Below are 24,570 nucleotides of genomic sequence, written 5' to 3' on the forward strand. Positions count from 1 at the left end.
ATCGCGCCTTGGATTTAGAATCGCTCCAGCAATGAGACGTTTGAAACATCCGCCCGGCCTCCGTTCACCGTTCCATCCGCAGCGGCAAGGGTTCGGCTGTCTGCCTGGGGAGAGTAGCACGAGGTCATTCCCGGCGGTATGCGCGTGCTGCAAAACCGGCCGGCGGGTGCGATGCCGCTGTGACCATTGGCAACCCGGCTTGAGTACGCCGCCCGTGGATGTTCTGATGCGCCCGCACCCCTTTCGACTTTCCAGATGAGCGCGCCGCATGCCTGCCCACCGACCCACCGAGCTTCCGCCCTGGCACCCCGAGGCGCTGGTCCGCCGCCGTCCCTATCTGGCGGCGCGCGGCCGGGTGTTGAACGCCGTCCGCCGTGTGTTCGAGGAGCTTGCCTTCGTCGAGGTCGACACGCCGGCCCTGCAGGTGTCTCCGGGAATGGAGCCGCATCTCCAGGCCTTCGCCACCGAACTGAAGGGACCGCATCCGGACGACCGCCGGCCCCTCTACCTGCACACAAGCCCCGAGTTCGCGATGAAGAAGCTGCTGGTCGCTGGCGTGCCGCGGCTTTGGCAACTGGCGCATGTCTACCGCAACGGCGAACGGTCGGGGACGCACGCGCCGGAATTCTCGATGCTGGAATGGTATCGCGCGGGCGAGGGCTATCGCACCCTGATCGCGGATTGCCAGGAGCTTCTGCGCGCCGGGGCGGAAGCCGCCGGGCGGCGGAGCTTCGCGTTCCGCGGCATGACCTGCGATCCATTCGGGGTCTGGCGGGTGCTGACCGTGCCGGACGCTTTTCGCGAGTATGCCGGCATCGATCTGATGGCGACCTATGACGGCAGTCATGATCCCGATCCGGCGGCCCTGGCGGCGGAGGCCGCGCGCATCGGCATCGCCCCGCATGAGGGCGACCGCTGGGAAGACATCGTGTTCCGCATCATGTTCGACCGGATCGAGCCGCATCTTGGCGACGGGGTGCCTTGCGTGCTGACCGATTATCCGCTGTGCATGGCGGCGCTGTCGCGGCCGAAACCGGAGGATCCGCGTCTGGCCGAACGGTTCGAGCTGTATGCCTGCGGCCTGGAATTGGCGAACGCCTTCGGGGAGCTGACCGATCCGGCGGTGCAGCGTGCCCGCTTCGAAGCCGACATGGAGTTGAAGGAGCGTCTTTACGGGGAGCGCTTCCCGGTGGACGAGGATTTCCTGGCGGCGCTGGAACATGGCATGCCGCAGAGCAGCGGAATCGCCATGGGATTCGACCGGCTGGCGATGCTGTGCAGCGGCGCGGAGAGCATCGAGCAGGTGCTGTGGCTGCCGGTGGCGGGGGTGTGAGGGTGGGTATCCCCCTCTCCCCAAGGGGGGAGGGGGGCCCTTGGAAGGGGAGAGGGCAATCACCCTCAGAACGTGAACTTCGCCTGCAGGCCGATCAGGTCGATGCTGCTCTTGTACTCGGCGGTCAGGTTGCCGCGGCCGGCCTCGGCACCGGTCAGGTCGTCGGTCAGGTTGACCGAGGCCTTCGGCACGAAGACGTGGGAGTAGGCGGCGTCCACGCGCAGACTGTCCGTCACCTGATAGCCGGCGCCGACCGACAACCAGTAGCGGTTCTGCTCCGGAATGCGGGGCGTGCGGTATTCGACGTCGACCGCGCCCTTGTCGAAGGCGATGCCGCCGCGCAGCGTCAGCTTGTCGGTCACCTTGTAGGAGGTGCCGAGCGCGTAGTACCAGGTGTCCTTCCAGTGCTCCTCCGTCAGGGAGTTGAGCGCCGGGTTGGCGATGTTGACGCGCAGTTCCTTGAAGCGCGACCAGTTGGTCCACTGCACGTCGGCCATCACCGCCCAGCGGTCGTTCACCTCGTGGTAGAGGCCGATGGAGGCGATTTCCGGCGTGATCAGGTCGGCATTGGCCGCCTGGGAGGGCAGGGCGCCGGCCAGCGATGCCGGCAGACCGGTGAAGGAGATGTTGCCGGTCAGAGAGTGCTTGACCGCCGATCGGTAGCCGATGCCGATGCGCGTGCCCTTCACCGGTTCGATGAGGGCGCCCAGGGAGACACCCCATCCCCAATCATCGCCGGTCACGTCGCTCTTGACGTCGAGCGCGCCCGGACGGCCCAGGCGGCTGGCGCCGAAGTCGGAGGACTGCGACAGCTTGGCCTTGGCGTACTGGATCTGCACGCCGCCGCCGATGATGATCATCGGGTTGATCCGGTACGACACCGTCGGCACGAAGTTGTAGGTGCGCAGGTCCGACCGGATGCCGTGATAGCGGCCGATCCAGCTGTCGCCGTAATCGGTGACGAGACCCCAGGGGCCGTTGGCCGACAGGCCGACCTTCAGGTCGTCGTCGATCGAATAGACGAAATAGCCGGCCGGGACGATGGCGTCCTGCGCGATGTCGCCGGGCGAGGCGTTGCCGCTGATCGCGGTCCCGCCCAGCCGCTGGGCGCGGGTGGCGCTGGCGCTGTCGACCTTCGACTTGACGATGACGCCGGTGGCGGTTTGCACCGCCTCGATTCCCGTGACCAGGCCCATGGTCGCCGGATTGTAGAACATGGAACTGGCATCGCCGTTGCCGCCGGCCGTCACGCCGGCATAGGCGGTGCCCTGGCCCGATACGCTCTGCTCCTTCAACGCAAATCCGGCGGCGAACGCGGTCGAGGCGGTCGCGATCGGTGCGGTTACCGCAATGGCGGCAGCGGCGGTCATCAGGCGGGTCTTGAGCGTCATCGGAGACATGGTTCCTTCCCCAAATTGTGTTATTGACGCAATGATACATAAACTGACGCTTACGTAAAGAGTGGCCCGCCGTTTTTTGTTGGCTGCACAAGCAGTGTTGCGGCCCTGCATCGGTTCCAAAAGCCGGAAAAGAAAAGTGGCCGCAGAGCGGCATCACCGGCGGGAGAAGGCTCTCCGGCCGGGGCGCCGCCTTGCGGCGGAATTAGATCGGATCGCGTAAAATCGGGATCGATTTGGAGCGCGAATCCGATCGCCAAACATAAAGCTACAGCGTCGTGCGTTTCATATTAAACGCACGACGCTGTATCCAGTGATTTCAGTGGAGAAAAAGCGCCGGCAGACCCCGGCGCGTCAGGCGACCCAGGCCACGGCGGCGGCGAACCACTCGCGCAGGATGTTGTGCTCGTCGCTCCACACCAGCTTGGCGGTGATCACGACGGAGGCGACGACCAGCATCGGACGGACGACTCGGGCGCCGTTGCGGATCACCATATGGGCGCCGACCTGGGCGCCGATATACTGGGCCACCCCCATCAGCAGCCCAATCGTCCACAGCACATGGCCGCCGATGATGAAGAACAGCAGAGACGCCACGTTGCTGGTCAGGTTCAGCACCTTGGTGTGGGCGGTCGCCTTGCGCAGATTGTGGCCCAGCAGCGAGACGAAGGCGATGGCGAAGAAGGTGCCGGTGCCCGGCCCGAAGAAGCCGTCGTAGAAGCCGATTCCGGTCCCGATGCTCAGTGCGAAGGCATGCTCGCCGATGCGCTGGTGGGCGTCGACATCGCCGGCCTTGGGCGACAGCAGCAGATAGATGGCGATGCCGATCAGCAGGATGGGAATGACGTCGCGCAGGAAGCTGGGATCCAGCATCTGCACCAGCGTGGCACCGGCTCCCGCGCCGATGAAGGTGCAGAGGATCATCGTGCGCATCGCCGCCGGATTGACCTCGCCCCGGCGGACGAACTTGATGGTGGCGGACAGCGATCCGAAGCTGGACTGCAGCTTGCCGGTGGCCAGCGCCTCGGCCGGCGACAGTCCCGCGGCCAGCAGGGCGGGAATGGTCAGAAGGCCGCCGCCGCCGGCGATGGAATCGACGAAGCCGGCCAGCAGGCCGACGGCGAACAGGATGCCCAGCGACTCGGGCGTCAGAAGATCCATGATCCTAGGAAAGTCCGCTTAGGGGTGCCGGCCGGCAGGGGCGGAATATGTACGCTCAGTCGGCCGAACCGGCAAGCGCCGCCTCGATGGCGGCATTCAGCGCCCGGACCCCGGCGCCCGGTCCTTGAGGATGGCCCCAGACGGCGTTGACCACGGCCAGGAAGTCGGCGCCTGCGGTGACCAGCGGCGTGCAATTGTCGGCGGTGATGCCGCCGATGGCGACGCAGGGGACCTCCATCAGCTCCGACCACCAGCTCAGCAGCTCCGGCTCCGCCTTGTACTCGGCCGTTTTGGTGGTGGTGGGGAAGAAGGCGCCGAAGGCGACGTAATCGGCCCCCTCCTCGCCGGCGATCATGGCGAGATGGCGGCTGTCATGGCAGGTGACGCCGACGATGGCGTCGTTGCCCAGAATCTTGCGGGCATCGCGAAAGGGCGTGTCCTGCTGCCCGACATGGACGCCGTCGCAGCCTGTCTCCCGCGCAAGGCGCGGATGGTCGTTCAGGATGAAGGCGACGTCCCGCTCCTGCGCGATCGGGCGCAGAGCATCGCAGGCGCGACGGATGTCGTCCTCGGAGCAGTCCTTGAGGCGGAGCTGCACGCAGGCGACATCGCCGGCGTCCAGCGCTTCCCGAAGAAGCGGCGCGAACGCCGCCGGCTCCAGGGCCGGCGGCGTCACGAGGTACAGACGGCAGGCGGCAGGTTCCGCCTGCACCGGCTTTCCCTTGGCCAAGTTTTACTCCCGGCCCTGGTAGATCTTCATGATCCGGTCGAGCAGCTTGAGGGCGTCCTCGCGCGGGCGCTGGAAGGCGTTGCGGCCGATGATCGAGCGTTGCCGCCGCCGTCACGGATGGCGCGCGCGTCCTCGAACACCGCATCCTCGCCCTTGGTGGCGCCGCCGGAGAAGACCACGATGCGGCGGCCGTTGAAGGTGCACTGCATGATGTGCTTCACCCGCTCCGCCTGGGTGGCGATCGGGATGTTCTTGGACTCGTAGACCTTCTTGGCTTCCGCCTGTTCCAGATGAGCCGACGGCAGCTTCACCTTGATGATGTGGGCGCCCAGCAGCGCGGCCATGTGGGCGGCGTAGCCGATCACGTCGATGGCCAGCTCGCCATCCTTGGTGACGGCGCCGCCGCGCGGGTAGGACCACAGGACCGTGGCGAGGCCGTAGGACTTGGCTTCCTTCGACAGCTCACGGAACTCTTCGTACTGGTTGTACATCGAGTCGGAGCCGGGATAGATGGTGAAGCCGATGGCCGAGCAGCCCAGGCGCAGCGCGTCCTGGACCGAGGCGGTGACGGCCTGGTCGGCGTTTTCCTTCTGGGTGGACAGCGAGTTGGCGCTGTTCATCTTCAGGATCAGCGGGATCGACCCGGCGAAGGTGCCGGCGCCGGCTTCCAGCGAGCCCAGGGGAGCGGCGTAGGCGTTGCAGCCCGCGTCGATGGCCAGCTGGTAGTGGTAGTGCGGATCATAGCCGGCATCGTTGGGGCCGAAGCTGCGGGCGGGCCCGTGCTCGAAGCCCTGGTCGACCGGCAGGATCACCAGCTTGCCGGTGCCGCCGAGCTTGCCTTCCATCAGGATGCGGGCGAGGTTCGCCTTGGTGCCGGGATTGTCGCTCTCGTAGTTGGCGAGAATGTCTTTGACGCGGCGCGTGAGCTTCATTGTGGCTCTTCCCTGGGGCATTCTTGGAATGGCGCCGTCTTAGCCCGTATTCGGCCGTTTTGCAACGGTGGGAGGGGCATAAAGCGGCCATTTGCCGCGTCTGAACGGCCTAGGGCATGCGGAGGGGCCGTGCCCGCATGGTGAGTGTCGCACCCGCCCAAGGGGTTAGGGCAGAAGGGTGTGCAGTGCGATGTACAACCCATAGCCGGCACCGCCCAGCACCGCCCAGGCCCCCGCCGTCAATCCGATCCAGACCGCCAGCAGGCGGACGCCGCGCATCTTCTCCGGACCGTCGCCGGGGCCTGCGGACCCCAGCCCGCTTCGGTCCGCCGGCCGGACGCTTGCGGCGTGCCCCGGATGGCGAGGTTGCGCGATCGCCGGGGCCGGCGTGGTCAGCGAGGTGATGCTCATGGGCAAGTCATCCGGCATCGGAGGGAGGGTGCTGTGTCACAAAGATATCCTTACGTGACGTTACACCACCTTTGCGCGGCGAGGCTGTGCGAAAAAGCGGTAGTCCCGGCTTAACCCTGCTCGCGTGCCAGCCAGTCGCGGCATAGGGCCTCCAGCACGGCGGTGCGGTGCAGCCCCCGTCCTTCAGCGGCTGTGACGGCGCCAAGGTCGAGAATTGCCGGGCATTTGGTCAGCAGCACCCCGCCGCGGGCAACGGCGATTGCAGCCAATCGGTCCGCCATGTCGGGTCTGCCGGTGAACAGGACCAGCCTCGAGCCGGACGCCAGCGCCGCCTGCGCCTCTCCGGCGCGGTCGCCGCAATCGAGCAGGCCGGTGACCTCCAGCTCCGGATGGGCCTTGCGGACCCGTTCCACCACCCCATTCAGCCACAGGGCGCCGGCCGCAGGCGGAGCCATCAGCACGAGCGGCATTCCGGTCGAGCCGACGGCGGCTGCGGCTGCCAGGGCGTCGTCCAGCCCGCGGATCAGGATGGGCCGGCATTGCGGAGAGGCGGTCATCGGCAGGTCCAGGCACATCGCGGCAGCGGGAAAGGGCGGCGCATGTTAGCCGTGGCCGGTTGCGGCCGGAACGGGTGAATCGGAGATCCGGGGGGCGCGATCCTGCGGTTGAGAGAATTGAGGCAGGTCAAACCCTGTGATCGCGGTCCCGGAGTATGGTTGGTCGCATCGGACCCAATCTCTGGGGACAGGGTGCCAGCGCGCCGGGGTCCGTTTCATGGGAATCGATCCCTCGGGAATGCCGCGATGATGGAATACAAGGGTTACAAGGCCCAGATCGACTTCGACAATGACGCGGGCGTCTTCGTTGGCGAGGTCATCAACACCCACGACGGCATCACCTTCACAGGCCGCTCTGTGGACGAGCTGCGCGAGTCTTTTCGCCGCGCGGTGGACGATTATCTCGACCTGTCCTGCGACATGGGCGGGGACGGGGAGCAGCCTTTCTCCGGCCGGCTCTCCATCCGCGTCAACCCCATCCTGCACCGGGCCGTCGCCGATTGTGCCGCCCGCGAGGGCAAGAGCCTGTCGGCCTGGATTGCCGAATGCCTGGGCCGGGCTGCCGGGGTGGCGAAGGTGAAGGCTGGCTGAGGAGCCGCAAAATTCCGGCCGCTTCGCATAAAAAAGGGCGCCTTCCCGTGGGAAGGCGCCCTTTTCCTGCCGATGCAGGGCTTACTTGGCGTTCGCCATGGCGACTGCGGTGTCGCTCATGCGGTTGGAGAAGCCCCACTCGTTGTCGTACCAGGTCATGATGCGGACGAAGTTGCCGTCGATGACCTTGGTCTCGTTCAGCGCGAAGATCGAGCTGTGCGGATCATGGTTGAAGTCGGTCGAAACCAACTCCTCGGTGTAGGCGCCCAGCACGCCCTTCAGCGGGCCGTTGGCGGCGTCGGAGATCGCCTTGGTGATCTCTTCGACCGAGGTGGCGCGGCCGGCGGTGAACTTGAAGTCGACGACCGACACGTTCGGGGTGGGCACGCGCATCGCGGTGCCGTCCAGCTTGCCCTTCAGCTCCGGCAGAACCTTGCCGACCGCCTTGGCCGCGCCGGTCGAGGTCGGGATCATGTTCAGGGCCGCGGCGCGGGCGCGGTGCAGGTCCTTGTGGTTGGTGTCGACGATCCGCTGGTCACCCGTGTAGGAGTGGATCGTGGTCATGAAGCCCTTCTCGATGCCCACCAGATTGTGGAGGACATGCGCGACCGGGGCCAGGCAGTTGGTGGTGCAGGAGGCGTTGGAGACGATCTTGTGTTCGGCGGTCAGCTTGTCGTGGTTGACGCCGTAGACGACGGTGATGTCCTCGTCGGTCGCCGGGGCCGAGATCAGCACCTTCTGCGCACCGGCTTCCAGATGCTTGGCGGCGTCGGCGCGCTTGGTGAAGATGCCCGAGCATTCCATGGCGATCTCGATGCCGAGATCCTTCCACGGCAGCTTGGCCGGGTCACGCTCCTGAACGACCTTGATGGAGTGGCCGTTGACGATCAGCACGCCCTCGCCGGTCTCGATGGTGCCGGGGAAGCGGCCGTGGACGCTGTCATACTTCAGCAGGTGAGCGTTGGCCTTCAGATCGGCGAGGTCGTTGATCGCCACGACCTCGACGTCCTTGCGGCCGCTCTCGTAGATGGCGCGCAGAACCAGACGGCCGATGCGGCCAAAACCGTTGATCGCTACCCGTACAGCCATGACTTCCTCCAGTTGGATATTGGGGCGCCCGAATTCTGCTGGACGCCCCTTCGGCTTCTCTCAGAGACGCGCGCCTTACAGGCGCGCCTTGACGGCGTCCACGACCGCTTCGGCGGTGATGCCGAAGTGCTTGTACAGTTCCTGGTAGGGGGCCGATTCGCCGAAGCCGGACATGCCGACGAAGGCGCCCTTGTCGCCCAGCCAGCGGTCCCAGCCCAGACGGATCGCCGCCTCGACGCCGACGCGCACGCCGGTGCCGAGCACGGAAGCCTTGTAAGCGTCGTCCTGGCGCTCGAACAGTTCCCAACTCGGCATAGACACAACGGCGGTGCCGATGCCCTGGGCCTGCAGGACCTTGCGGGCCTCAACCGCCAGCGACACTTCCGAACCGGTGGCGAGGATTGTCGCCTTGCGCTCGCCCTCGGCCTCGACGATCACGTAGGCGCCGCGGGCCGACAGGTTTTCCGCCGTGTGCTCGGTGCGCAGGGTGGGGACGTTCTGGCGGGTCAGCGCCAGCACCGACGGGGAGCCGGTGGCCTCCAGCGCGATCTGCCAGCATTCGGCGGTCTCGACCGCGTCGGCCGGGCGCAGGACCAGCAGGTTCGGGATGGCGCGCAGCGCCGCCAGATGCTCGACCGGCTGGTGGGTCGGGCCGTCCTCGCCGAGACCGATGGAATCGTGGGTCATCACGAAGACGGTGCGCTGCTTCATCAGCGCGGCCAGACGGATCGCCGGACGGCAATAGTCGGCGAACTGCATGAAGGTGCCGCCGTAGGGGATGATGCCGCCATGCAGCGTCATGCCGTTCATCAGCGTCGCCATGCCGTGCTCGCGCACGCCGTAGCGGACGTAGCGGCCGGCGAACTCGCCCTTGCCCTTCACGTCGGCGGTGTTCTTGACCTTGGTGTTGTTCGACGGGGTCAGGTCGGCGGAGCCGCCGACCATCTCCGGAATCGCCGGCACCAGCACTTCCAGCGTGTTGCCGGAGGCGACGCGGGTCGCCCAGCTCGGCTTCTCGGCGCTGATCTTCTGCTTGAAGGCGACGACGGTGTCGGCCAGCGCGCTCGGCACGCCATGGCCGAAGGCCTCGTCGAAGGCCTTGCCGGCCTCGGCGCTCAGGGTGGCGCGGCGGCTGCTCCAGGCGGAGTAGGCGTCGGCGCTGCGGGTGCCGGCGGCGCGCCAGGCGGACAGCACGTCGTCGGGAACGACGAAGGGCTCATGGGTCCAGCCGATGGCGGCGCGGGTCGCGGCGATCTCGTCGGCGCCCAGCGGCGAACCGTGGCAGGCGTGGCTGTTGGCCTTGTTCGGCGCGCCCTTGCCGATGATGGTGCGGCAGGCGATCAGCGTCGGCTTGTCGGTGGAGGTGCGGGCCTGGGCGATGGCCTTCGACACGGCGTCGGTGTCGTGGCCGTCGACGGCGATGGTGTTCCAGCCGTAGGAGCGGAAGCGCGCCTGGGTGTCGTCGGTGAAGCTGAGGTCGGTCGTGCCGTCGATCGAGATGTGGTTGTCGTCCCACAGCACGATCAGGCGGTTCAGCCCGAGATGGCCGGCCAGCGAGCAGGCCTCGTGGCTGACGCCCTCCATCAGGTCGCCGTCCGACGCGATGACGTAGGTGTAATGGTCGATCAGCTCGTCACCGAAGCGGGCGTTCGTGATCCGCTCCGCCAGCGCCATGCCGACGGCGGTGGAGACGCCCTGGCCCAGCGGGCCGGTGGTCATCTCGATGCCGAGGCTGGGGTCGACCTCCGGGTGGCCGGGGGTCAGGCTGTGCAGCTGGCGGAAGCGCTTGATCTGGTCGATGGTCATCCGCTCGTAGCCGGTCAGATAGGCCAGCGAGTAGAGCAGCATCGAGCCGTGGCCGGCCGACAGCACGAAGCGGTCGCGGTCGGGCCAGGTCGGGTTCTTCGGATCGAACTTCAGGAACTGCGTGAACAGGACCGTGGCGACGTCGGCCATGCCCATCGGCATGCCCGGGTGGCCGGACTTCGCGGCCTCGACCGCGTCCATGGAGAGCGCGCGGATCGCGCTGGCCATCGTGTGGAGGGAGGGCTGGGCGGAGGCAGCGGACATCTGGCGTTTCCTGCGGGGTCGGGCGCGGTTGCGGCGTCGGCGACGATGCCAAGTCAACGGGTGTGGCGCGGTCGCCGGAAGAGGCGCCGCGAAACGGGCGCACCATGCAGAACCGTCGTCCGCAGGTCAACATGGGAATGGGATAGGCGCGGGCATGGCTGGGAAGGTGCGATGGGATGGCATGCGCGAGGCCGGGCATGCACCGATGCGGCGAAAAATCCGTGAAGCAATCAACCAAAGTGAGAAGAATTGTTTCGGCCGCCCGAGCGATTGCGAGAAGATATGAATATCAAAACAATTTATCGCCTTGCCGGCGGGTCGTTGAAGCCCTTTCGGCGCTCAGCCCGAACGGTCGGCGGTCTATACGATCTGCCGCCGGAACACCGTCCGTCCTGGTGAACGAAGCCCCCGGACCGGTCTATGGGCTGGTCGCCGACGAGTCGGTCCACGCGCTGCATGCCAAGGGCTTCTATGGGCCGGGGGGCGTCAACCCGATGCCCGTGGACAGCCCGGACACGGTCCTGGTCGCCAACACGCCGCGACGGAAACAGGAGGATTCCGTATTGGCCTGGGTTATCCGCGGCCTCGTCTTCGGCGGTGCCGTCTTCGAGGTGATCGAGATTGAGGAACTCGGCAACCTGCTGCACAGGAAGGATTCCCGGCGCACCGTCGTCGGCGAGGCTGTGGCGGACATGGAAGACCTGCATGAGGGCGGGGAAGCGCTCGAAATCGAGGGTGGGCTGGTCTGAACCTGTCCGGCCGCCGGCGGGCCGCGGCGTCCCGTCCGGCCCCGCCGCGGCGAATGACGGTTGACGCAGCGCCGCCGGCTGCCCAACTCTAGCTGGACCGGTCGGCGACGATCCGGCGCATCGTCATGGCAGATCAAGGGCCGTCTTTGCCCATGGACACTCTGAAAGCCGCAATCGACCGCCTCGGCCGGGCCGTGGAGCGTCTGGACCATGCCGCCGCCGCCCGTGAGGAACGGGTCGGCCGGCGCGAGCAGGAAATGGCGCAGGCGCTGGAGACGGCGCGGGCGGAGCGGGCGACCGCCCAGGCAACGGCGGAGGCAGTGTCCCAGCGGTTGGAGGTCGCCATCGCCCGCCTGCAACATGTGTTGGAGAGCTGACGTCATGCCCCAGGTCGACATCGAGGTGAACGGCCGCCTCTACCGCATGCTGTGCGAGGATGGACAGGAGCCGCGGCTGCGCGAACTGGCCGCCTATGTGGACGACCGGCTGCGCCGGCTGACCGGTGGCGGCCGCAGCGGGTCGGAGGCGCAGATGATGCTGATGACCTGCCTGGTGCTGGCCGATGAACTGCAGGATGTGATGTCCGGCAAGGGAATTGCGCCCGCCATCGATGAAGGCGCGGTGGTCGGCGAACTCGATCGTGTCGCAAAACGCATCGAAGAGGTTGCCGCGCGGCTCGAGCGCGCCTAGATTGGGTTTCGGAAGGACCGCTGCCTGGTTCGACAGGCTGCAATAATCCCCAGGGCCGATAACCTTGATCTCTAGGGAGCTGTCCCTGTCCGGCCCATCGGGCCGGGTACACGGCGCCCACCTGCTCATGCAGGCCATGGAGGATAGGCACATGGCCACCGGCCGAGGCGGCACCTTCCACCCCTCTTTCCCAGGGTCACCCTTCTTCCCGGGGCGCCCTCTTTCTCCCCCTTGTGTGCAGTCCGCGATGACCGATCCGCAAGCCAAGGACGCCGCCCGACGCGAGGCGCGCGTCCGGCGCGACGCCGTTGCCGACTCCGACCGTCCCACCGCATCCGCCGCCGTGTGCCGCCGCATCGCCGAACTGGCGGCGGACGGGCATCTGCCGCAGGGGGCCGTCGGCGGGTATTGGCCGCTCGGCTCCGAACTCGACGCCCGGCCGGCTTTGCTTCATCTTAAACAGTCAGGGCATCCGGTTTCCCTGCCGGTTTCGGGACCGCGCGGCACCGCGCTGGTCTTTCGCGACTGGGATCCGGAAGCGCCGATGGCCGTTGGCCGCTATGGCATCAGGGAGCCGGCCGACGGGCGCGCGGTGCTGCGCCCGTCGCTTCTGCTGGTGCCGATGCTGGCCTATGACCGCAACGGGCACCGTCTGGGCTATGGCGCCGGCTATTACGACCGGACGCTGGACAGGCTGCGGGCGGGTGGGGCGGTTCTGGCGGTGGGCATCGCCTTCGCGGTGCAGGAGATGCCGGCGGTGCCGGTCGACCGCCACGACGAGCGGCTGGATTGGATCGTGACGGAGCGGGAAACGCTCCGCATTCACAAGTGAGATTACCGGGAAGGTTGGGGCGATGCGGATTCTGTTCTTCGGCGATGTGGTGGGCCGGGCCGGGCGCGAGGCGGTGCTGGCGCACATGCCGATGCTGCGCGAGAAGCTGGACCCCGACCTGACCGTGGTGAACGGCGAGAATGCCGCCGGCGGCTATGGCGTTACCGTCAAGATCGCCGAGGAGTTCTTCGAGGCCGGCATCGACGTGGTGACGCTGGGCAACCATAGCTGGGACCAGAAGGAACTGGTCTCCACCATCGAGCAGCAGCCGCGCATCGTCCGCCCGGTGAACTACCCGGAGGGCACGCCGGGCCGCGGCCATGTGCTGCTCCAGGCGCGCGGCGGGCGCAAGGTGCTGGTGGTGAACGTGCTGCTGCGCCTGTTCATGGAACCGATGGACGATCCGTTCGCCGCGGTCGATCGGGTGCTGAAGGCGCATCGCCTGGGGCCGGGGGGCGTCGATGCCGTGCTGATCGACATGCATGGCGAGGCAACCAGCGAGAAGATGATCATGGGCCATTTCTGCGACGGCCGCGCCTCGCTGGTGGTGGGGACCCACAGCCATGTGCCGACCGCCGACCACATGGTGCTGCCGAAGGGCACCGCCTACCAGTCCGATGCCGGTATGTGCGGCGACTACGACAGCGCCATCGGCATGAAGAAGGAGGTGGCGCTGGCCAAGATGGTGCGGAAGCTGCCCACCGAGCGGCTGTCCCCGGCGGAAGGGGAGGGCACCGTCTGCGGCTGCTATGTCGAGACCGACGACCGCACCGGGCTGGCCGTGCGTATCGAGCCGTTGCGCATCGGCGGGCGCCTGAGCCAGACCTTGCCGGAACGGATGCAGTAGGGCGTTCACGGCTCGACCCCGGCCGCGCCGCAATCTCGCCATATTGACTTTCTAATCCCGTGGGTGTCGTCTCCCGCGCCGAAAAGGTGCGGTGGGGCGGCAGACCTGTTACATGTGTCGTGCGCTCACCCCGCCCGATTGACCATTTTCCGTTTCGAGGCTCGTTCGACCCATGGCCGGTCATTCCCAGTTCAAGAACATCATGCACCGCAAGGGCGCGCAGGACGCCAAGCGGTCCAAGATCTTCAACAAGCTCGCCCGCGAAATCACCGTGGCCGCCAAGAGCGGCCTGCCGGACCCGGCGGCCAACCCGCGTCTGCGCGCCGCCATCCTGGCCGCCCGCGTCCAGAACATGCCGCGCGACCGCATCGACCGCGCCATCAAGCAGGGCACGCCCGGCGGCGGCGACGACGCGAACTACGAGGAGGTGCGGTACGAGGGCTATGGCCCCGGCGGTGTCGCGCTCATCGTCGAGGCGCTGACCGACAACCGCAACCGCACCGCCGCGGAAGTGCGCTCCAGCTTCACCAAGTACGGCGGCAGCCTGGGCGAGACCAACTCGGTCAGCTTCATGTTCAACCGCGTCGGCGCGATCTTCTACCCGGCGGCCGCGGCGGATGCCGATGCCATGTTCGAGGTGGCGCTGGAAGCCGGTGCCGACAATGTCGAATCCGACGAGAACGGCCATGAGGTGACCAGCACGGTCGAGAATTTCGGCGCCGTGCGCGATGCGCTGGAGGCCAAGTTCGGCGGGGCGGAAAGCGCGCGCCTGACCTGGCGTCCGCTGAACACCGTCGCACCGAGCGAGGATGCCGCCGCCAGCCTGCTGAAGCTGCTGGACGTGCTGGAGGACAACGACGACGTCCAGGTGGTCGAAGGCAACTTCGACATCTCCGACGAGCTGATGCAGAAGCTGACCGCGTAACATCGACGCGGGTCTTGCAGGCGGAGAGCGGGTGCCGTGTTTGCGCGGGCAGGACGAACTGATGCGGCGATGCCTTCGCCGGTGCGGCTGCTGGGGATCGACCCCGGTCTGCGCCACACCGGCTGGGGCATCATCGACGTGGCGGGCAACCGTCTGAGCCACGTCGCCGACGGCGCGGTGCATTCCGACGACTCCTGTCCGCTGGCCGAGCGGCTTTTGCAGCTCCACGACGCCCTGTCGGCGGTGGTGGAGCGCTACCGCCCCGACGAGGCGGCGGTGGAGGAGACCTTCGTCAACAGCAACGCGGTCTCGACGCTCAAGCTGGGTCAGGCCCGCGCCGTGGCGCTGCTGGTGCCGGCCCAGGCCGGGCTGGCGGTGGCGGAATACGCCAACAACATGGTGAAGAAGGCGGTCGTCGGCCAGGGCCGCGCCGAGAAGGCGCAGGTCCAGACAATGGTGCGCCTGCTGCTGCCCGGCTGCGAGATCGGCTCGCCGGACGCCGCCGATGCGCTGGCCGTGGCGATCTGCCACGCGCACCACCGCGCAAGCTGGACGATGTGGCGGAAGAACGCCGAAGCGCCGCGACAAACCCTCTCCCCCCCGGGGAGAGGGCAGGGTGAGGGGGACGCGCGGCGCGCCTCTCCCAAGACTCCACGCAACGCTTCCCCCTCACCCCGACCCTCTCCCCGGGGGGGAGAGGGGGATAGTCCCCTGGGGGAAGTGGGGGATATGGCGCGGGTTGCGAAAGCGAAGCCCACTGAATACACAACGGGACGCGCGCGCGACCTGCGGATGAACGCCACGGATGTGGAAAAGATCGTCTGGCAGAAGCTGCGCAATGCCCAGCTCGGCGCGAAATTCCGGCGGCAGGAACCCATCCTCGGCTTCGTCGCTGACTTCGTCGCCCATGACCATCGCCTGATCGTCGAACTGGACGGCGGCCAGCATGCCGAGCAGCGCGCCGCCCATGACGAGAGGCGGTCGCGCATGCTGGAGCAGGCCGGCTTCCGCATCCTGCGCTTCTGGAACACCGACGTGATCGACAACCTTGACGCCGTGCTGGAAACCATCCGCGCGCGTCTCGAAGAGACCCCCATTCTTCGCAGCCAGCCCTCGGGCCGGGAGTTCCCATGATCGCCAAGCTGACCGGCATCGTCGATTCCACCGGCACCGACTGGGTCGTGCTCGACGTGAACGGCGTCGGTTACCTGCTGTCCTGCTCCAACCGCACGCTGTCGCGCATGGTGACGGGAGAGCGCGTGTCGCTGGTGGTCGAGACCTTCATCCGCGAGGAACGCATCGTCCTGCACGGCTTCGGCGATCAGGCCGAGCGGGAGTGGTTCAAGCTGCTGACCACCATCCAGGGCGTCGGCGCCCGGCTGGCGCTGTCGATCCTGGGCGTGCTCGACCCCGACCAACTGACCCGCGCCATCGCGTCGCAGGACAAGACCGCGCTGGTGCGCGCCGACGGCGTCGGGCCGAAGGTGGCGGCGCGCATCCTCAACGAACTGAAGGACAAGGTCGGCAATCTGGCGCTCGGTCCCGCCGCCAGCGCGGGCGCGCCGGCCGGCAAGGGTGCGCCTGCCGCCGTTCCCGGTGCCAGCCCGGCGCTGGCCGATGCGGTGTCGGCGCTGGTCAATCTCGGCTATGGCCGGTCGGAGGCCTTCGGCGCGGTCGTCGCCGCCGGGCGGGTGCTGGGCGATGACGCCGGCGTGTCCGATCTGATCCGCCAGGGCCTCAAGGAACTGAGCCAATGAGCGACCCCAATTCTGATCGTCTGGTCCAGCCGGGTCAGGGCCACGGCGATTCGGGCGAGGCGTCGATCCGTCCGCTGTCGCTCGCCGAGTTCATCGGTCAGCGCCAGGCGCGCGAGAACCTGTCGATCTTCATTCAGGCCGCGCGATCCCGCAACGAGGCGCTGGACCATGTGCTGTTGTTCGGCCCGCCGGGGCTGGGCAAGACCACGCTGGCGCAGATCGTCGCGCGCGAGCTTGGGGTGGGGTTCCGCGCAACCTCCGGGCCGGTCATCGCGCGGGCCGGCGATCTGGCGGCGCTGCTGACCAACCTGCAGCCGCACGACGTCCTCTTCATCGACGAGATTCATCGCCTTAATCCCGCCGTGGAAGAGGTGCTCTATCCCGCCATGGAGGATTTCCAGCTCGACCTCATCATCGGCGAAGGCCCGTCGGCGCGGTCCATCCGGATCGACCTGCCGCCCTTCACCCTTGTCGGCGCCACGACGCGCAGCGGCCTGATCACGCGGCCCCTGCGCGAACGCTTCGGCATTCCCGTGCGCCTGCAGTTCTATGAGCCGGACGAGCTGGAGCTGATCGTGCGCCGCGCCGCCGGGGTGCTCGGCATGGGCATCACGCCCGAGGGCGCGCGCGAGATCGCCAACCGGTCGCGCGGGACGCCGCGAGTCTCGGGCCGGCTGCTGCGCCGGGTGCGTGATTTCGCCGCAGTCGCCGGCGTCGAGGAGGTCGACAAGCGCGTCGCCGATGCAGCATTGACCCGGCTGGAGGTCGACCGGCTGGGACTCGACAGCATGGACCGCCGCTATCTCGGGCTTGTCGCCAACAATTACGGCGGCGGGCCGGTCGGCGTGGAGACGCTGGGGGCGGCGCTGGGAGAGCAGCGCGACGTGCTGGAGGAGGTGGTCGAACCCTACCTGATCCAGCAGGGCTTCCTGCAGCGCACCCCGCGCGGGCGCATGCTGACCGACCAGGGTTTCCGTTATCTCGGCCTCAACCCGCCGAACGCGCCGCTCCGGCAGCTCGACCTGCTGGACCGGGTTCCCGACCCGACGGACGAGGACGGCGATGAGTGACGCTCCCGCACTCTCCGGCTGGTTCGCGGAGGACGGCACCCACCGCTATCCGCTGCGGGTCTATTACGAGGACACCGACGCCGGCGGCATTGTCTACCACGCCAATTACCTGCGATTCGCGGAGCGGGCGCGCACGGAAATGCTCTATCTGATGGGCTTCCGTCAGAAAGAGATGGCCGAGGGCTCGGGCGATGTCACAGGTGTGTCATTTGCGGTACGGCGCCTGACCATCGATTTTGACGCGCCTGCCAAGCTGGAGGACACGCTTGAAGTGGAAACCCGAATCGTCGATATCCGCGGTGCCTCCTTCGCAGTTGCACAAGTCATCCGCCGCGACGGTCGCGTGCTGGCGCGCGCCGACCTGCAGCTGGTGACGATCAACCGGGCCGGGCGGGCCGTGCGCCTGCCGGACCCGGTGAAAGCGGCGATGGAGACGCTGTACGCAAGGCAAAGCGCCTCTTCGCCACCCTGATCTTCTGATTTCTCTTCCACCTCCCCGTGCCAACAGCGCAAACGCGAGACTGACTGCGATGGACGCCCTGCAAACCGCCCAACTGGCCGGCAACGCCGCCGCCACGACGGCACATGAGATCACCATGCTCGGCCTGTTCTGGCAGGCCGATGCGGTCGTCAAGATCGTGATGCTGATGCTCATCGTCGCCTCGGTCTGGTGCTGGGCGATCATCATCGAGAAGCTGATGCGCATCCGCCGCCTGAACGCCCAGGCCGACGCCTTCGAGGAGGCGTTCTGGTCCGGCGGCTCGCTGGATGCGCTCTATGACCGCATCGGCCAAGCGCCGGCCGACCCGATGGCCGCGACCTTCGCCGCCGGCATGCGCGAGTGGCGCCACGCCGCCGATCGCGGCATCGCCGGAACCATGAAGGGCTCGCTGCAGCAGCGGGTGGAGCGGGTGATGGCTGTGACCATCGGCCGCGAGATGGCGCGGGCCGAACGCTACATGACCTTCCTGGCTTCGGTCGGCTCCACCGCTCCCTTCATCGGCCTGTTCGGCACGGTGTGGGGCATCATGAACTCCTTCACCTCCATCGCCGGTTCGGGCAACACCAGCCTCGCCGTGGTGGCGCCCGGCATCGCCGAGGCACTGTTCGCCACCGCCATGGGCCTGCTGGCCGCCATCCCGGCGGTGCTCTCCTACAACAAGTTCTCCACCGATCTCGGCCGCTACGCCGACCGGCTGGACACCTTCTCGGGCGAGTTCTCGGCGATCCTGTCGCGCCACCTCGAGGAGCGGGGAGCCGCCTGAACCATGGCCGGACAACTCGCAGGCAAATCCCACGGGCGCGGCAAGCGCCGGGGCTATCGCGCGATGGCCGAGATCAACATGACGCCCTTCATCGACGTCATGCTGGTCCTGCTGATCGTCTTCATGGTGGCCGCCCCGATGCTGACCGTCGGCGTGCCGGTCGACCTGCCCAAGACCAATGCCGCTCCGCTGGAGCAGCAGAAGGATCCGCTGTTCGTCACGGTGCAGACCGACGGCCGCGTCTTCGTGCAGGAGACGCCGGTCGAACTGACCAACATGGTGCCGCTGCTGATCGCCGTGACCAACAACAACCCGGAGGCCCGCATCCTGGTTCGCGGCGATGCCAAGATCGCCTATGGCAAGATGCTGGAGGTGATGGGCACCATGAGCGCCGCCGGCTTCAAGAAGGTCGGACTGGTCGCCGAGATGCCGAACGGTGCGACCGCGACCAGCACGCGGGTCGGCGCACCCAAGCCGGCGCATTGAGGCGGGCGGAACTCCCATGCGCAAGCCCCTGATCGCATCGGCGGTGCTGCACGTCGCGCTGGTCGCGCTGATGGTGCTCGGCATGCCGCCCAGCGATCGCAAGCTCGAAATCGCCTCCTCGATCCCGATCGAGATCGTCGACGTCGGCGAGATCACCGAAGCCGCCCGCGTCGAGAAGGGCGAGCCGAAGCCGGCCGCCAGCGCTGCGGCCCGACCGCCCGTGCCGGAAGCGAAGCCCGCCCCGCCGGCTCCCGAGCCGCCGGACGAGGAGGACGAACCGCCACCGCCGCCTCCGCCGCCGACGAAGACGCCGGAGCCGCCGAAGGTCGCCCAGGTGCCGCCCCCCCCGCGCGAGCCCACGCCGCCGCCCAAGCCGGCCCCGACGCCGCCACCCCCTCCGCCACCCCCTCCGCCGCCGCCCCCGGATCCGGCGCCGTCACCGACTCCCAAGCCGCCGGAGCCGCCGAAGCCTGAGCCTCCGAAACCGGAGCCGCCCAAGCCCGAGCCGCCCAAGCCCGAGCCTCCCAAGCCGGAACCGAAGAAGCCCGAACCCCCGAAGCCGGAACCGCCCAAGCCGGAGCCGCCGAAGGTCGAGCCGAAAAAGCCGGAGCCGCACAAGGAGCCGCCGAAGGAGGTTGTGAAAGCCGAGCCGAAGAAGACGGAGGCTCCCGCCAAGCAGCCGGAGAAACCGTCGGCCAAGACCGACCCGCTGTCCGACCTGCTGTCGAACGTCGGGAAGATCAAGCCGTCGGACAGCCCGAAGGCTGACGGCAAGGCATCGGCCAGCGCCAACAGCGACGCCAAGCCCAGCCAGAAGACCGCCTCGGCGGCTCCTGCCGGGGCGGCGAAGGCGACGAACGGACCCGACAGGCCGTTCAAGCCGTCGGGCCGTGCGCTGGACGCCATCCGCGGGCAGCTCAGCAAGAACTGGAACTTCGACAGCGGCCGCAAGGACGCCGCGTCGATGCAGATCGAGATCCATGTGGAGGTCGGCCGCGACCACAGCGTGGTCCGCGCCTGGATCGACGACAAGTACCGGTCGCGCTACATGAGCGACGCCGCCTTCCGCGCGTCGGCGGACGCCGCCGTGCGCGCGGTCAAGCGGTCGAGCCCGCTGGAGTTGCTTTCCAGCGAGTTCACGGCTGACACTTATGAAAGCTGGCGCTACATCGTGTTCAATTTCGACCCGAGGGACATGTTCTGACCATGACGACGAAGACGAGGCTTCTGTTGAAGCTGGCCGGGGCCACCGGCGCGCTTCTCCTCTCCCTCGGCGTTGCCGCTCCGCAGGAGGCGCGCGCCGAGTTGCGCATCGACATCACGCGGGGCGTGTCCGAACCGCTGCCCATCGCGATCACCAGCTTTGCCGGTGCGGGCGGGCGCGATGCGCAGATGGGCGCCGACATCTCCAAGGTCATCTCCGACGACCTGGAGCGCTCCGGCCTGTTCAAGCCGCTGGACCCGCGTGGCTTCCTCCAGACGCCGGACCAACTGAGGACCGGCGAGCCGCGCTACCAGGACTGGAAGGCGCTGGGTGCCCAGGCGCTGGTCGCCGGCAACACCACGACGGGCGCCGACGGCCGCATGAAGGTCGATTTCCGCCTGTGGGACGTTGCCGCCGGCCAGTACATGCAGGGGCTGAGCTACAGCGCCTCGCCGCAGGAATGGCGCCGCATCGCCCACATCGTCGCCGACGCCATCTACAAGCGACTGACCGGCGAGGACGGCTATTTCGACACGCGCATCGTCTATGTCGCCGAATCTGGCCCGGCGAACGCGCGCAAGAAGCAGCTGGCCATCATGGACCAGGACAGCGCCAACCATCAGTTCCTGACCGACGGGCAGACGCTCGTCCTGACGCCGCGCTTCTCGCCGACGTCCCAGGAAATCACGTACATGTCGTACTTCAACAAGAAGCCGCGCGTGTACCTGTTCAACATCGACACCGGCCGCCAGGAGGTCCTGGGCGACTTCCCCGGCATGACCTTCGCCCCGCGCTTCTCGCCGGACGGCAACAAGGTCATCATGTCGATGGCCCAGAACGGCAACACCGACATCTATACGCTGGACCTGCGCACCCGCCGCCAGACCCAGCTGACCGACGCGCCGGGCATCGATACCGGTCCCAGCTATTCGCCGGACGGGCAGCGGATCGTCTTCGAATCGGACCGCGGCGGCACCCAGCAGCTCTACACCATGAGCGCCGACGGGTCCGGCGTGAAGCGGCTGACCTTCGGCGAAGGCCGCTACGGCACGCCGGTGTGGTCGCCGCGCGGCGACCTGATCGCATTCACGCGCCAGCGTGGTAGCAGCTTTGCAATCGGCGTAATCCGTCCGGATGGGACGGGGGAACGAATCCTGACCGAAGCCTTCCATGTCGAAGGTCCGACCTGGGCGCCGAACGGCCGTGTTCTCATGTTCTTCAAGGACTTGCCGTCGGGCGACGGCCGCGGGCGCAATGCCAAGCTGTACAGCATCGACATCACCGGCGCCAACGAGCGCCGCGTCAGCAGCCCGGTCGATGCATCGGACCCCGCATGGTCGCCCTTGATTCCCTAGTGGAGTAGCCCTATTTTGCGGCCACGCGAGAGCAATGCTCAAGACTTAGGCCGGATGTTGTCTTTTCGTCGGGGCTTGGCGGAAAGAAGCGGCTCTCGCGGAGACTATTATCCGGTCAATCAACAAGTTTCGTTCAAGGGGTCCCTGAACATGCGTATGAAGTTCCTCGCCCTCGCCGCGGTCGCTCTGCTCGCCGCTTGCGAATCCACTCCGAACGACGCCGCCAACGGCGCGAACACCGGTGCCCAGCAGTCGTCGGTCCGTCCGGGCTCGGCGGAAGATTTCGTCGTCAACGTCGGCGACCGCGTCTTCTTCGGCCTGGACCGCTACGACCTGTCGCCGGAAGCCCGCGCCACCCTGGACCGCCAGGCCAAGTGGCTGCAGACCTACGGCTCGGTCACCGTCACCGTCGAGGGCCATGCCGACGAGCGCGGCACCCGCGAGTACAACCTGGCCCTGGGTGAGCGCCGCGCCAACTCGGTGAAGAACTACCTGGCCGCCAAGGGCATCACCGCCAACCGCGTCAATGTCGTGTCCTACGGCAAGGAGCGTCCGGCGGTTGTTGGCTCGAACGAGGCCGCCTGGTCGCAGAACCGCCGTGGCGTGACCGTCGTCAACTGATGACGCCGGTCCCCGTCTGACGGGGATTGAAGGCAAGGCGCCGCCGCCGGGCAACCGGTGCGGCGCCTTTTCTTTTGGCGGCGGCACGTTCCGGCTGGGGCATAGGACGACGGCGGTTCTTTGCGCCGCTGCGAAACTTCTGCTAAACAGCGGCCATTGCGTCGCCTTTTTCGTTTGCCATGGTCGCCGGGGGTGCTTCCGCCCTCCGGCCTCAGATCTCCTCAGGATCCCACGCGCATGACCCACATCCGTCCCGTCGCCGCCCTTCTGCTGGGTGGCATGCTCGCGGCAAGTCCCGCACTGGCCCAGTCGAAGGGGCAGATCGAGCGGCTGCACTCGCTGGAAACGCAGGTCGCGGCGCTTGGCGGGCCGGTGGAGGTGGCGCAGCTGTCGCCCTCCGTCGCGGCGGATTTCGAGATCCGGTTGCAGAACCTGGAGCGCTCGATGCAGGAGCTGACCGGCAAGTACGAGGAATCGACCTATCAGATCACGCAGCTGCGCGACCGTCTGGAGAAGGTCAACGCCGACATCGATTTCCGCCTGAAGGATCTGGAGAAGGGCGGCAGCGCCATGGGTGGCGCCATGGGCGGTGCGATGTCCGACTCCGCGCCGCCGAAGGCCGCCGCCAAGACCGACGACAGGAAGTCCGCCGACAAGCCGGCGCAGACCGCCGCCGCCAACCCGCCCTCCACCGCCGGGTTGTCGCCGGAAAAGCAGTATGAGCAGGCCTTCGAGCTGCTGCGCAATTCCGACTATGACCGGGCGGAAAAGGCGCTTCAGGAGTTCATCGTCAAGAACAAGAGCCATGCCTATGCCGGCAACGCGCAGTATTGGCTCGGCGAGAGCTATTACGTCCGCAAGAAATATCCGGATGCGGCCCAGGCGTTCGGCGAGGTGCTGTCCAAGTACAGGACCAATCCCAAGGCCCCCGACAGCCTGCTGAAGCTGGGCATGACGCTGCAGGAGATGAACCGCAAGTCGGATGCCTGCACCGCCTTCAACCAGCTGTTGACCAAGTTTCCCGAAGCCTCGGCCAACGTCAAGCGCCGCGCCGATACGGAGCGCAAGCGTCTGAATTGCCCGGCCTGATTGCCGACGGCACCGCCGGGCAGGGCGACTCCGCTCCGGTGACGGCGGCGGAGTTCGGCCGCGCGATGGCGGCGCTGGACGGGTTCGAGCCGGCCCCCGCCGTGGCGGTCGGACTGTCCGGTGGTGGCGACAGTCTGGCGCTGGTCCTGCTGATGCGGCATTGGGTCGCAGAGCGGGGCGGCAGCCTGCTGACGCTCACCGTCGACCATGGGTTGCGTGCCGAATCCACCGACGAGGCGTCGGCCATCGCGCAGGCGATGGCCCGCCTCGGCGTTCCTCACCGCGTCCTTCGCTGGGAGGGGGAGAAGCCGGTGGCCGGACTGCAGGCAGCGGCACGGGAGGCACGCCACCGGCTGCTGGCGGACGCCTGCGTCGAGGCCGGCATCCTGCATCTGGCGCTGGCCCATCATCGCGACGATCAGGCGGAGACTGTGCTGTTGCGGCTGGCCCGCGGATCCGGCACCGACGGGCTGGCCGGCATGGCCGCGGTGCGCGCCGACGGCGCGGTCCGGGTGATCCGTCCGCTGCTGGGATTTTCCCATGGCCGCCTGCTGGAGACCTGCCGCGCCGCCGGGTTGGACTGGATCGAGGATCCCTCCAACCGGAACCCGCGCTTCGCCCGTGCCCGGCTGCGGGCCGCCCGCGATGTGCTGGGCGGGGAAGGTCTGGACGCTGACCGGCTGTGCGAGGTCGCCCGCCGGGCCGGACGGGCGCGCGCCGCGCTGGAGCAGGCGACCGCGGACTTGCTGGCGCAGGCGGCCGTCATCCATCCCGAAGGCTGGATCACGCTGGCGCCGGCCCCGCTGTTCGCCGCGCCGGAGGAGATCGCACTGCGGGCGCTGGCTCAGGCGCTGGCGGCGGTCGGCGGGGCCGGACCGCTGCGGGACGAGGCGCTGGCGCGTCTGCTCGGCTCTCTGGCCGAGGGGCGGGGCGGGACGCTGGGCGGCTGCGTGGTGCGGCTGCACCGGGGAGCCGTCATGGTCGCGCGCGAACCGGCATCGGTGGAGCATCGGCTCGTGTCGCCCGGCGGTCGCGTCCTGTGGGATGGGCGCTTCGACCTGCGGCTGTCGAACCGGTGGGAACAACCCTTGGAAGTCAGGGCGCTTGGCATCGCAGGCTGGCGCGAACGGGTGGGGCGGAGCGGGCATTCGAGGTTGTCCGGCCTCCCGGCTCTCGTGCGGGAAACGCTGCCAAGCCTTTGGTTGGGAACGGAAATGCTTGCCATCCCGATGATTGGTGGCGCATACGGGTTCTGCGCGGATGGACAGGCCCCGGCGGACTGCGCGATCTTCCGTCCGATTTCGCTGTTGGGAAGACCAGCTTTTACGGTTGTTTCGGACCGGCGCGGCATTATTTAATCAGGGAACGTGCCCGTAGGAGTCCGGGGTGCGGCCTTGTCGGCGCACCGC

The 24,570-nt window shown here is 67.7% G+C and carries 26 protein-coding genes, 1 other RNA gene and 2 pseudogenes; 21 read left to right on the forward strand and 8 right to left on the reverse strand.

What is annotated here, in order from left to right; all coding sequences use genetic code 11:
- Positions 1-268 precede the first annotated feature (268 nt).
- Positions 269-1,333, forward strand: a complete 1,065-nt coding sequence (epmA, locus tag A6A40_RS03325; protein ID WP_063634102.1) for an EF-P lysine aminoacylase EpmA — start codon at positions 269-271, stop codon at positions 1,331-1,333.
- Positions 1,334-1,398: 65 nt separating this feature from the next.
- Here epmA and A6A40_RS03330 read toward each other — a convergent pair whose 3' ends face one another.
- From A6A40_RS03330 to A6A40_RS03355, 6 genes and pseudogenes are all read right to left on the reverse strand, one after another.
- A complete protein-coding gene (locus A6A40_RS03330; protein ID WP_063634103.1) occupies positions 1,399-2,724 on the reverse strand; it encodes an OmpP1/FadL family transporter in 1,326 nt (441 codons plus the stop codon).
- Between the two features lie 360 nt (positions 2,725-3,084).
- Positions 3,085-3,891: a TSUP family transporter gene (locus A6A40_RS03335; RefSeq protein ID WP_063634104.1), complete on the reverse strand. Its 807-nt coding sequence runs from the start codon at positions 3,889-3,891 to the stop codon at positions 3,085-3,087.
- A gap of 55 nt (positions 3,892-3,946) precedes the next feature.
- A complete protein-coding gene (gene thiE / locus A6A40_RS03340; RefSeq protein WP_063634105.1) occupies positions 3,947-4,621 on the reverse strand; it encodes a thiamine phosphate synthase in 675 nt (224 codons plus the stop codon).
- 3 nt (positions 4,622-4,624) lie between these two features.
- Positions 4,625-5,553 (reverse strand): annotated as a pseudogene (locus tag A6A40_RS03345) (class I fructose-bisphosphate aldolase).
- A 165-nt stretch (positions 5,554-5,718) separates the two neighbouring features.
- Entirely contained in the window at positions 5,719-5,964 is a 246-nt protein-coding gene (locus A6A40_RS03350) for a hypothetical protein (protein WP_063634106.1), read from the reverse strand.
- 110 nt (positions 5,965-6,074) lie between these two features.
- Positions 6,075-6,521 (reverse strand): hypothetical protein, encoded by a 447-nt coding sequence (locus A6A40_RS03355; protein WP_063636100.1) that lies wholly within the window; start codon positions 6,519-6,521, stop codon positions 6,075-6,077.
- 246 nt (positions 6,522-6,767) lie between these two features.
- Between A6A40_RS03355 and A6A40_RS03360 the strand changes: the two genes are divergently transcribed.
- The gene (locus A6A40_RS03360; RefSeq protein WP_063634107.1) at positions 6,768-7,112 is read left to right on the forward strand and encodes a type II toxin-antitoxin system HicB family antitoxin; all 345 of its coding nucleotides are present in this window, start codon (positions 6,768-6,770) and stop codon (positions 7,110-7,112) included.
- 81 nt (positions 7,113-7,193) lie between these two features.
- Here the strand turns inward: A6A40_RS03360 and gap are convergent, their stop codons facing one another.
- Positions 7,194-8,201 carry a type I glyceraldehyde-3-phosphate dehydrogenase gene (gene gap, locus A6A40_RS03365; protein WP_063634108.1) on the reverse strand — a complete coding sequence of 336 codons (1,008 nt, stop codon included), beginning with the start codon at positions 8,199-8,201 and terminating at the stop codon, positions 7,194-7,196.
- 75 nt (positions 8,202-8,276) lie between these two features.
- The gene (gene tkt / locus A6A40_RS03370; protein ID WP_063634109.1) at positions 8,277-10,271 is read right to left on the reverse strand and encodes a transketolase; all 1,995 of its coding nucleotides are present in this window, start codon (positions 10,269-10,271) and stop codon (positions 8,277-8,279) included.
- Positions 10,272-10,666: 395 nt separating this feature from the next.
- On the opposite strand from tkt, the gene A6A40_RS03375 reads away from it, so the two are divergent.
- The 19 genes and pseudogenes from A6A40_RS03375 to tilS all read left to right on the forward strand — a co-directional run bounded on the left by A6A40_RS03375 (position 10,667) and on the right by tilS (position 24,519).
- Positions 10,667-11,020, forward strand: a complete 354-nt coding sequence (locus tag A6A40_RS03375; protein ID WP_063634110.1) for a hypothetical protein — start codon at positions 10,667-10,669, stop codon at positions 11,018-11,020.
- 152 nt (positions 11,021-11,172) lie between these two features.
- Entirely contained in the window at positions 11,173-11,397 is a 225-nt protein-coding gene (locus A6A40_RS03380) for a hypothetical protein (protein WP_063634111.1), read from the forward strand.
- Positions 11,398-11,401: 4 nt separating this feature from the next.
- Positions 11,402-11,710: a cell division protein ZapA gene (locus tag A6A40_RS03385; protein WP_063634112.1), complete on the forward strand. Its 309-nt coding sequence runs from the start codon at positions 11,402-11,404 to the stop codon at positions 11,708-11,710.
- A gap of 14 nt (positions 11,711-11,724) precedes the next feature.
- Positions 11,725-11,888: non-coding RNA, 6S RNA (ssrS, locus tag A6A40_RS03390), on the forward strand.
- Positions 11,889-11,957: 69 nt separating this feature from the next.
- On the forward strand, positions 11,958-12,542 hold the full coding sequence (locus A6A40_RS03395) for a 5-formyltetrahydrofolate cyclo-ligase (RefSeq protein WP_063634113.1): 585 nt from the start codon (positions 11,958-11,960) through the stop codon (positions 12,540-12,542).
- Positions 12,543-12,564: 22 nt separating this feature from the next.
- Complete coding sequence (locus tag A6A40_RS03400) at positions 12,565-13,389, forward strand: TIGR00282 family metallophosphoesterase (protein ID WP_063634114.1); 825 nt, start codon at positions 12,565-12,567, stop codon at positions 13,387-13,389.
- Positions 13,390-13,561: 172 nt separating this feature from the next.
- Positions 13,562-14,314 (forward strand): YebC/PmpR family DNA-binding transcriptional regulator, encoded by a 753-nt coding sequence (locus A6A40_RS03405; RefSeq protein ID WP_063634115.1) that lies wholly within the window; start codon positions 13,562-13,564, stop codon positions 14,312-14,314.
- 81 nt (positions 14,315-14,395) lie between these two features.
- Positions 14,396-14,860: pseudogene (ruvC, locus tag A6A40_RS31200) on the forward strand (crossover junction endodeoxyribonuclease RuvC); the annotation flags it as partial.
- Positions 14,861-15,043: 183 nt separating this feature from the next.
- Positions 15,044-15,448: an endonuclease domain-containing protein gene (locus A6A40_RS31205; RefSeq protein WP_257792286.1), complete on the forward strand. Its 405-nt coding sequence runs from the start codon at positions 15,044-15,046 to the stop codon at positions 15,446-15,448.
- Positions 15,445-16,071, forward strand: coding sequence for a Holliday junction branch migration protein RuvA (ruvA, locus tag A6A40_RS03415; protein WP_063634116.1), 627 nt, complete (start codon positions 15,445-15,447; stop codon positions 16,069-16,071). Before A6A40_RS31205 ends, ruvA begins: the two co-directional genes overlap by 4 nt.
- Positions 16,068-17,141: a Holliday junction branch migration DNA helicase RuvB gene (gene ruvB / locus A6A40_RS03420; RefSeq protein ID WP_063634117.1), complete on the forward strand. Its 1,074-nt coding sequence runs from the start codon at positions 16,068-16,070 to the stop codon at positions 17,139-17,141. Before ruvA ends, ruvB begins: the two co-directional genes overlap by 4 nt.
- Positions 17,134-17,613, forward strand: a complete 480-nt coding sequence (gene ybgC, locus A6A40_RS03425) for a tol-pal system-associated acyl-CoA thioesterase (RefSeq protein ID WP_063634118.1) — start codon at positions 17,134-17,136, stop codon at positions 17,611-17,613. The genes ruvB and ybgC overlap by 8 nt, the downstream gene beginning before the upstream one ends.
- Positions 17,614-17,671: 58 nt before the next feature.
- On the forward strand, positions 17,672-18,406 hold the full coding sequence (gene tolQ / locus A6A40_RS03430) for a protein TolQ (RefSeq protein WP_014247212.1): 735 nt from the start codon (positions 17,672-17,674) through the stop codon (positions 18,404-18,406).
- 3 nt (positions 18,407-18,409) lie between these two features.
- Entirely contained in the window at positions 18,410-18,892 is a 483-nt protein-coding gene (locus A6A40_RS03435; RefSeq protein WP_063634119.1) for an ExbD/TolR family protein, read from the forward strand.
- Between the two features lie 16 nt (positions 18,893-18,908).
- Positions 18,909-20,096 carry a hypothetical protein gene (locus A6A40_RS03440; RefSeq protein ID WP_063634120.1) on the forward strand — a complete coding sequence of 396 codons (1,188 nt, stop codon included), beginning with the start codon at positions 18,909-18,911 and terminating at the stop codon, positions 20,094-20,096.
- Between the two features lie 2 nt (positions 20,097-20,098).
- The gene (tolB, locus tag A6A40_RS03445) at positions 20,099-21,451 is read left to right on the forward strand and encodes a Tol-Pal system beta propeller repeat protein TolB (RefSeq protein WP_063634121.1); all 1,353 of its coding nucleotides are present in this window, start codon (positions 20,099-20,101) and stop codon (positions 21,449-21,451) included.
- Positions 21,452-21,601: 150 nt separating this feature from the next.
- Positions 21,602-22,072: a peptidoglycan-associated lipoprotein Pal gene (gene pal, locus A6A40_RS03450; RefSeq protein ID WP_063634122.1), complete on the forward strand. Its 471-nt coding sequence runs from the start codon at positions 21,602-21,604 to the stop codon at positions 22,070-22,072.
- A gap of 237 nt (positions 22,073-22,309) precedes the next feature.
- Positions 22,310-23,161: a tol-pal system protein YbgF gene (ybgF, locus tag A6A40_RS03455; protein WP_063634123.1), complete on the forward strand. Its 852-nt coding sequence runs from the start codon at positions 22,310-22,312 to the stop codon at positions 23,159-23,161.
- The gene (tilS, locus tag A6A40_RS03460; protein ID WP_236783719.1) at positions 23,149-24,519 is read left to right on the forward strand and encodes a tRNA lysidine(34) synthetase TilS; all 1,371 of its coding nucleotides are present in this window, start codon (positions 23,149-23,151) and stop codon (positions 24,517-24,519) included. Before ybgF ends, tilS begins: the two co-directional genes overlap by 13 nt.
- The last annotated feature ends 51 nt before the right edge of the window (positions 24,520-24,570 follow it).

It is taken from the genome of Azospirillum humicireducens, assembly GCF_001639105.2.
GTDB classification, from domain to species: Bacteria; Pseudomonadota; Alphaproteobacteria; order Azospirillales; family Azospirillaceae; genus Azospirillum; species Azospirillum humicireducens.

What these genes read in the sequence shown, in the direction of transcription:
- A6A40_RS03385 (WP_063634112.1), top strand. Translation starts at nt 11,402, where the DNA reads ATGCCCCAGGTCGACATCGAGGTGAACGGCCGCCTCTACCGCATGCTG.
- ybgF (WP_063634123.1), top strand. Translation starts at nt 22,310, where the DNA reads ATGACCCACATCCGTCCCGTCGCCGCCCTTCTGCTGGGTGGCATGCTC.
- A6A40_RS03355 (WP_063636100.1), bottom strand. Translation starts at nt 6,521, where the DNA reads ATGACCGCCTCTCCGCAATGCCGGCCCATCCTGATCCGCGGGCTGGAC.
- A6A40_RS03360 (WP_063634107.1), top strand. Translation starts at nt 6,768, where the DNA reads ATGATGGAATACAAGGGTTACAAGGCCCAGATCGACTTCGACAATGAC.
- pal (WP_063634122.1), top strand. Translation starts at nt 21,602, where the DNA reads ATGCGTATGAAGTTCCTCGCCCTCGCCGCGGTCGCTCTGCTCGCCGCT.
- tolB (WP_063634121.1), top strand. Translation starts at nt 20,099, where the DNA reads ATGACGACGAAGACGAGGCTTCTGTTGAAGCTGGCCGGGGCCACCGGC.
- A6A40_RS03350 (WP_063634106.1), bottom strand. Translation starts at nt 5,964, where the DNA reads ATGAGCATCACCTCGCTGACCACGCCGGCCCCGGCGATCGCGCAACCT.
- ybgC (WP_063634118.1), top strand. Translation starts at nt 17,134, where the DNA reads ATGAGTGACGCTCCCGCACTCTCCGGCTGGTTCGCGGAGGACGGCACC.
- A6A40_RS03440 (WP_063634120.1), top strand. Translation starts at nt 18,909, where the DNA reads ATGCGCAAGCCCCTGATCGCATCGGCGGTGCTGCACGTCGCGCTGGTC.
- tolQ (WP_014247212.1), top strand. Translation starts at nt 17,672, where the DNA reads ATGGACGCCCTGCAAACCGCCCAACTGGCCGGCAACGCCGCCGCCACG.
- epmA (WP_063634102.1), top strand. Translation starts at nt 269, where the DNA reads ATGCCTGCCCACCGACCCACCGAGCTTCCGCCCTGGCACCCCGAGGCG.
- ruvA (WP_063634116.1), top strand. Translation starts at nt 15,445, where the DNA reads ATGATCGCCAAGCTGACCGGCATCGTCGATTCCACCGGCACCGACTGG.
- tkt (WP_063634109.1), bottom strand. Translation starts at nt 10,271, where the DNA reads ATGTCCGCTGCCTCCGCCCAGCCCTCCCTCCACACGATGGCCAGCGCG.
- ruvB (WP_063634117.1), top strand. Translation starts at nt 16,068, where the DNA reads ATGAGCGACCCCAATTCTGATCGTCTGGTCCAGCCGGGTCAGGGCCAC.
- A6A40_RS03330 (WP_063634103.1), bottom strand. Translation starts at nt 2,724, where the DNA reads ATGACGCTCAAGACCCGCCTGATGACCGCCGCTGCCGCCATTGCGGTA.
- A6A40_RS03335 (WP_063634104.1), bottom strand. Translation starts at nt 3,891, where the DNA reads ATGGATCTTCTGACGCCCGAGTCGCTGGGCATCCTGTTCGCCGTCGGC.
- A6A40_RS03395 (WP_063634113.1), top strand. Translation starts at nt 11,958, where the DNA reads ATGACCGATCCGCAAGCCAAGGACGCCGCCCGACGCGAGGCGCGCGTC.
- A6A40_RS03405 (WP_063634115.1), top strand. Translation starts at nt 13,562, where the DNA reads ATGGCCGGTCATTCCCAGTTCAAGAACATCATGCACCGCAAGGGCGCG.
- A6A40_RS31205 (WP_257792286.1), top strand. Translation starts at nt 15,044, where the DNA reads ATGGCGCGGGTTGCGAAAGCGAAGCCCACTGAATACACAACGGGACGC.
- gap (WP_063634108.1), bottom strand. Translation starts at nt 8,201, where the DNA reads ATGGCTGTACGGGTAGCGATCAACGGTTTTGGCCGCATCGGCCGTCTG.
- A6A40_RS03400 (WP_063634114.1), top strand. Translation starts at nt 12,565, where the DNA reads ATGCGGATTCTGTTCTTCGGCGATGTGGTGGGCCGGGCCGGGCGCGAG.
- A6A40_RS03380 (WP_063634111.1), top strand. Translation starts at nt 11,173, where the DNA reads ATGGACACTCTGAAAGCCGCAATCGACCGCCTCGGCCGGGCCGTGGAG.
- A6A40_RS03435 (WP_063634119.1), top strand. Translation starts at nt 18,410, where the DNA reads ATGGCCGGACAACTCGCAGGCAAATCCCACGGGCGCGGCAAGCGCCGG.